General features: G+C 72.4%; 5 protein-coding genes and 1 pseudogene. 5 read left to right on the top strand and 1 reads right to left on the bottom strand.

Going from position 1 to position 5,821, the window contains the following annotated elements:
• The coding region (locus N2041_RS14005; protein WP_297679196.1) for an IS110 family transposase at positions 1 to 578 on the bottom strand (578 nt) is incomplete at its 3' end.
• A gap of 274 nt (positions 579 to 852) precedes the next feature.
• Between N2041_RS14005 and N2041_RS14010 the strand changes: the two genes are divergently transcribed.
• The 5 genes and pseudogenes from N2041_RS14010 to N2041_RS14030 form a co-directional block, all read left to right on the top strand.
• A complete protein-coding gene (locus tag N2041_RS14010) occupies positions 853 to 2,439 on the top strand; it encodes a hypothetical protein (RefSeq protein WP_297679197.1) in 1,587 nt (528 codons plus the stop codon).
• Positions 2,440 to 2,530: 91 nt separating this feature from the next.
• Positions 2,531 to 2,842, top strand: coding sequence for an HU family DNA-binding protein (locus N2041_RS14015; protein WP_297679198.1), 312 nt, complete (start codon positions 2,531 to 2,533; stop codon positions 2,840 to 2,842).
• Positions 2,843 to 2,873: 31 nt separating this feature from the next.
• Positions 2,874 to 3,800, top strand: a complete 927-nt coding sequence (locus tag N2041_RS14020) for a hypothetical protein (RefSeq protein ID WP_297679199.1) — start codon at positions 2,874 to 2,876, stop codon at positions 3,798 to 3,800.
• A 171-nt stretch (positions 3,801 to 3,971) separates the two neighbouring features.
• Positions 3,972 to 4,994, top strand: coding sequence for a hypothetical protein (locus N2041_RS14025; RefSeq protein ID WP_297679200.1), 1,023 nt, complete (start codon positions 3,972 to 3,974; stop codon positions 4,992 to 4,994).
• Positions 4,995 to 5,291: 297 nt separating this feature from the next.
• Positions 5,292 to 5,821: pseudogene (locus tag N2041_RS14030) on the top strand (hypothetical protein); the annotation flags it as partial.

Here is a 5,821-nt window from a genome sequence, read left to right on the forward strand (position 1 = left end):
AGCCTGGCCAGGCGACGCGGGGTGGCGCGGGCGAAGGCGTGTGCGGTCGGATACTCGGCGAGCAGGCAGGTGGCGAGCATGCTGTCGAGGGTGCGGACGTAGCGGGTGAACTCGGGGAAGCCCAGGTCGACGAGGCGGTGGAGCTGGCGGACACGGTCGTCGAAATCCTGGCGGAGCCGGTCGCGGTGGCGGACCAGTTCGCGCAGGCTCTCGGCGATCTCGTCGTGCAGGTGGGTGGGTGCCGGGCGCTTCTCGAAGGCGAGGCGGGCAAGGCCGACGGCATCGATGGCGTCGGTCTTGGTGCGCTCGAGGCCGGCCTCCTGGAAGCGGCGGGCGACGAGCGGGTTGACCAGCGCGACCTCGTGGCCGGCCGCGGCGAGCACGGCGAAGAGGGTCTTCCAGTAGTGGCCGGTGGCCTCGAGGACGACGAGGGCCGGCGGTGGGCCGAGCGCCGCGAGCAGCGCATCGTAGCCCGCGCGATCCTCGGTGATCGGGATCGGCCTGCCGATCGGCGCGCCGGCGCCGTCGAGGCGCGCCAGGGTGTGGGTTTCGGACGCGACGTCGATGCCGGCGAACATGGCTCCTCCCTCGCTGGCGGTTGCCGGGGAGCCTCGATGCCGACGTTCATGCCCGCGCTTGTCCAAGCGGGGACGCGGGCTGGCAAGGCCCGGCCCCAGGATACCGTCCGAGCCCGGAACGCCGGTCGAGGGCGCCAATCTCACGCCCGGGGAACCACCCCCAAGTGTCCTGCGGCGACCCTCTCCCAGCCACCAGCGCGCAACCTTAGCCAAGGACCACGCCGGTGAGTGGAGGTCTTACAAGGTGCCCGCGCCTCCGGCGGCCTGAGGGGCGATGAGCGGTCTCGCATCGCCCGGCCGCCGACGCCTGCTGGCTCTCGGGTCGGCCGGCCTGGCCGCGTGCCTGCTGCCGCGGCCGGCGCTGACGCAGGGCGACATCACGCCCGAAAGCTTCGGCGCGCGGGGCGGCGACCCGGCGGCGGATACGCTCGCCTGGAACCGCGCAGTCGAGGAGTCGAGCCGCACCGGCCGTCCCGTCCGCGGCAGGGGAACCTACATCTTGCGCGTCGGGAACGACCTGCGGGGCCGCTGGGCCGGAAATCCGGACGCGCCGGTGCGTCTGGCCGTCGAGCTGCGCAGCGGCGCCACGATCCAGGGAGCGGCCGAGTTCCTCGTCGCGCCGCCGGAACGGCCCCCGTCCCACCGCCTGGAGCGCCATTTCCTGTTCGGCACCGCGGTCAACGAGCGGCCGGGATCGCTGCGCGACATCACGATCGAGGGCGTGACCTTCGACTTCCGGGAGGAGTTCGGTCGGCCGCATCCCTTCACCTACGCCTGCGGGGTGATCGGCGTGGACCGCTTCCTGCGGCGGGAGGTCCGGATCCGGTCCACCGGCGCCCAGGCCGGGCGCGGCCTGCTGTCAGAGAACCTCCGCGGGCGGACCGACCTAGGCCTGACGCACGAGAACATCGTGCAAGGGATCTACACCCGCTACGAACGCGGCGTGGTGATGCGCGGCATCCGTTTCGACAGGTTCAACGAGGCGCTCGACTTCGACGGTCCGTGCTGGGACGTCGTGCTCGACGACCTTGCCTTCCGCAACGGCTTCCGGGAGGCGCAATGCATAGACACCGGCGGCGGCGCCCGCTGGGAGGTGACCAACGTCACGGCGGAGAACACGGGCCCTGTCGCGTACCTCTATGTGAAGGGCAACGCCTGGCCGAGCTACTCGGGGTGGCTGCACAGCGCGGGCGGCTTCACGCCCGACTACGTGCCGCCCGAGAACATCGTCATCCGCGGCGTCCGCGCGCGCGACGCCGGCTGGGACGGCGCGAAGGGAGAGGCGGTGCGCGTCGGCACCTACCGGAACCGGAACTGGCTCCGCCGGCAGCCGGGCGGGCCCGGGCCGCGCAACGTCACCCTCGAGGATTGGGATCTTCGGGGCGGCGGGGCGGTCGTCGTGAACGACTGTGAGGGCATCGCGATCCGAAGGCTGCGCATGACCGGCACCCGGAGCCTCGACGATCCCGAGGCGGGGGCCGCGCTCGTCCTGCGGGAACCGCCGCCGGAAGCAGGCGGGGCGGTGACGGGAGAGGTGTCCGACGTGGAGATCCGCGACGCGAGCCGGTCCGGCGTGATCGCCATCGCGGGGCCGCGGCTCTCCCTCGCGCGTATCGCGGTGCACGGTTTCGGCGCCGCGGTCGGCCGGAGTCCGGCAGCCGGCATCCGCCTCCGCCCGCGCGCGACCGGCGGGGCCCTGCCCAGGCTCGACCAGCCGCTGGTCAGCGGCGGCCCGCGCGGTGCCCCGGAGATCGACGCGAGCCGTCGGCGGGAACCGCCCGAGGAGGTCGCCGGCCGTGGTGGCCGCGAGAGAGGCCGGGACGCGAACCGGCCCGCCGGCGCTCCGACGCCGGCGCCGTGACGTTCGCGTGCGGAGCCGCACCGTTGCGATGCGGCACGAGTTGTGCAACCTTTTTCGAAGCCCCAAGCCCGGAGGCGATGAGGAGCCAGCGATGAAGATCGACAGCATGATCGCCTCGGTCGCCGAGGCCACGCAGATGCCGCGCAAGGACGTCAAGAAGGTCGTCACGGCGCTCTTCGACTCGATCAAGAAGGCCGTCGAGGCCGGCGAGAAGGTGAATGTCCCGGGGCTCGGCGTGTTCCAGCAGCGGGAACGCGCGGCGGGCGAGCGGGTGAACCCGAAGACGGGCGAGACGGTCAGCGTTGCCGCGGCGCGCTTCACCGTGCTGAAGCCGTCCCGGTCCGTGCTGGGCCTCCCCAAGCGGCAGAAGGCCGCTGGCGCGAAAGGCGCGGCGGCCGGCTGACCGGGCCGACGGACCCGACGGGAGGGATGGCATGACTGGCCCGGCCATCGCGGGTGCGGCGGTGCCGTCGGGCATCCTGATCCTCGGCGCGGCGAAGAGCGGCACGACCGCCCTGTTCTACGCGGTCCGCAACGCGCTGACGGAAGGCCTCGGGCTGCGCGTCGAGGGCCTGTTCGAGCCGCGTTCGCCCGACGACATCCGCCGCTACCTGCGCCGGAGCCCGGACGAGGTGCGCCTCGTGAAGGCGCTTCTCGCCCCCATGCTGCGCAGGTCCATGCGGTTCACGGACTTGTTCGACAGGCGGATCATCATCTTCCGCGATCCGCGGGACAACGTCGTCAGCCGCCTCGTGTTCATGCTGAAGAACATCATCCCGCTCACCGAGCCGGAGAAGATCGAGGCCGTGCTCGACCTGCTGCGGCGGAAGGAGAGGGATCCGGAGTCCCTCAGCGTCGTCGCGATCATCTCGGAAATAGCGCGCCTGAGCGGCCGGCCGGACCTGCTCGAGAACGTGCGCGGCAACGCGGTCCTGCCCGCCCGCATGAAGCAGGAGCGAGGCGGGGAGTTCTTCCTGATGCCCTACGACGATCTGGTTGCGGAGAACTTCGGTCCGCTCAGCGCCTATCTCGGCTTTCCGGTCAGCGGAGGGTACCGGACGGAACCGCGTCACGCCTATGTCGCGCGGCGCAAGGAATCCGGGGACTGGCGAAACTGGTTCCTCGACGAGGACGTCCGCTACTTCGCCACGGAGGTCGCCGATGCCTACCGCTTGCTCGGGTTCGACCCCGACGAACGTCCCGCCGAGCACCGCCATATCCCGCCCTCGACGTGCAGCGAATACGCCGCCGCGCAGTTCGAGCGGGTGCGGGAGAAACGGCGCCAGCAGCGCGCGGCGCTCCGCGAACGCGAGCGGCGGATGGGCCACGGGCCAGGGCTGTCGGCGGGGGCGGCGGTCTAGCGCCCGGTCCCTTGGCAGGGTGCCTCGCCGCCGGCGGCCGATGGCGCGAGCGGCCGATACGGCGCCGCGCCGCCCCGCGGGACGCTGCCGCAGCGCTTCGGGTGTCGTGGTTCGCGACGCTATGGTAGCCCTCCCGGCCGCTCCGGTCGGAGCCAGTCGGGAACGCATGACATGCAGGTGATCCAGGTCGCAGGCCTCGCCCACAGCGGCACCACGATCATGGACAGGATCCTTTCCTGCTTCCCAGGCGTGGTCGGCCTCGGGGAGGTGGAGCAGATCTGGAAGAAGGCACAGCGGGGTACCGTCGCCGGGGCGCGTTGCCCCTGCGGGGAGACCCCGGCCGGCTGCCCCTATTGGGGGAGGATCCTCGCCCGCCCGCATCCGACGCAGGAGCACTTCTTCCGCGCCGTCGTGGAGGCCGCCGCATCGGCCGGCCAGACGGCGGTCGTCGACACGTCGAAGGCGTTGGTCGGCGTCTCGCACTACGCGCGGCTGCGGGCGACCGGAGAGGTCGGGGGTGTGATCATGCTGCGGCTCCTGCGCGATCCGCGCGGCTGGGTGCACTCCATGATGCGCCGCAACGACATCGCGCCGGATGACGTCGTTGCCATCCGCGGCCTGTTCTACCGCTGGCTGCTCGGCTCGCTCCGGCTCGACATCCGGGCGCACCGGCCGGACGTCGAAAAGCTGTATGTGTGGTACGACAAGCTCGTCCTCGATCGGGAAGAGGCGCTCCTCGGCCGGCGCCTGGGCCTGCCGGAGCCGGCCGGGGGGATCTCTCTGCGCGATGCCAACCAGCACGCGGTCGCCGGCAACAAGTTCGTGTTCTCGGAACGCCGCGCCTCCCTCTCCTACGACGGCCGGTGGCTCGCCAACCGCCACATCGAGGACGTGTACGCGACGCTGCCGACGGTGCGCCACTATTATCACGAGGCGCAGAAGCTCCACCTGATGCCGCGGGGCCGGCTCGAGAACCTGCCCGGCAGCGCCATGCCGCGGCGCCTTCTGCCGAACGTGGAGGACAGGGCCCACCACGCCGAGATCGAGGCCGCCATCGCGCGGATCGCGGTGTTTGCCGATGCCGGCGAGGATCCGGACGCCCGCCCCGCGGCATCCTCCGCGGATCGGCCTCGGCAGAAGCCCCGTCGGCGCCCGGCGGTGGACAGCGCGCATCGGCCCGTGCCTCCGCCATGACGCCGCTCGTCTGCGTCGGCAACAGCCATCTCGCCGCGGTGGCCAAGGGGGCCACGCTTGCGGGGATCGAGGTCGTCGCCATCGCGATCGGCAAGCCGCGGCTGACCCGGGCCGCGGAGGATGACGCTGGCTTCCTGCCCCGGGTGGAGGAGGCGATCGAGCGGCGCAAGCCTTCCCGCATCTTCGCCTTCATCGGCGGCGGCACCCCGGCGGGTGCTCGGCCTGCTGCGGCATCCGGAGCCTTTCGACGTCGTACTCCCGGAGGAGCCTCGGCTTCCGTTGGAAAGCAGGGCGGTCGTGATCCCCTACGACGCCCTGCGCGCCACGATGCTCGGCCATGTCCGGCGGCATTTCCGCCGGCTTGCGCGGCTGGCCGCCCTCGGCGTGCCCGTGGTTCAGGCCGAGACGCCGCCTCCCGTTCCGGACAACGAGTTCCTCGCCCGGCAGCTTGCCCGGGTGGTGCCCGAGGTGGATGCCGGCCGCATCCCGCCCCCCGCGCTGCGCTACAAGATCTGGCGCCTGCACGGCTCGGGGTTCGGGGAGTTCTGTCCTGCGCGGGGGATGTCCTGCCGTCGCAACCCGCCCGGGATTGCCGGCGCAAGCGGCTTCCTGAGGCGCCCGCGCCGGCGCGACGCCGTGCACGGCAACGCGCGCTACGGGGCGGCGCTGGCCGGGCGGGTGGAGGAGTTCGCGTGCCGGCGGAGAAGGTCCGGCGCGCGGGCGAGCGGTTCCTCGGCCCCTTCCGCCCCAGGATCCGGCCGGACGGCTTCGCGTCGGAGGAGGAGTTCCAGGCCGACCGCGCCCAGCACCGTGCCGCGGTGCGCCGC

The organism is Tepidiforma sp. (assembly GCF_026419595.1).
Lineage (GTDB): Bacteria > Chloroflexota > Dehalococcoidia > Tepidiformales > Tepidiformaceae > Tepidiforma.

What these genes read in the sequence shown, in the direction of transcription:
- N2041_RS14010 (WP_297679197.1), top strand. Translation starts at nt 853, where the DNA reads ATGAGCGGTCTCGCATCGCCCGGCCGCCGACGCCTGCTGGCTCTCGGG.
- N2041_RS14015 (WP_297679198.1), top strand. Translation starts at nt 2,531, where the DNA reads ATGAAGATCGACAGCATGATCGCCTCGGTCGCCGAGGCCACGCAGATG.
- N2041_RS14020 (WP_297679199.1), top strand. Translation starts at nt 2,874, where the DNA reads ATGACTGGCCCGGCCATCGCGGGTGCGGCGGTGCCGTCGGGCATCCTG.
- N2041_RS14025 (WP_297679200.1), top strand. Translation starts at nt 3,972, where the DNA reads ATGCAGGTGATCCAGGTCGCAGGCCTCGCCCACAGCGGCACCACGATC.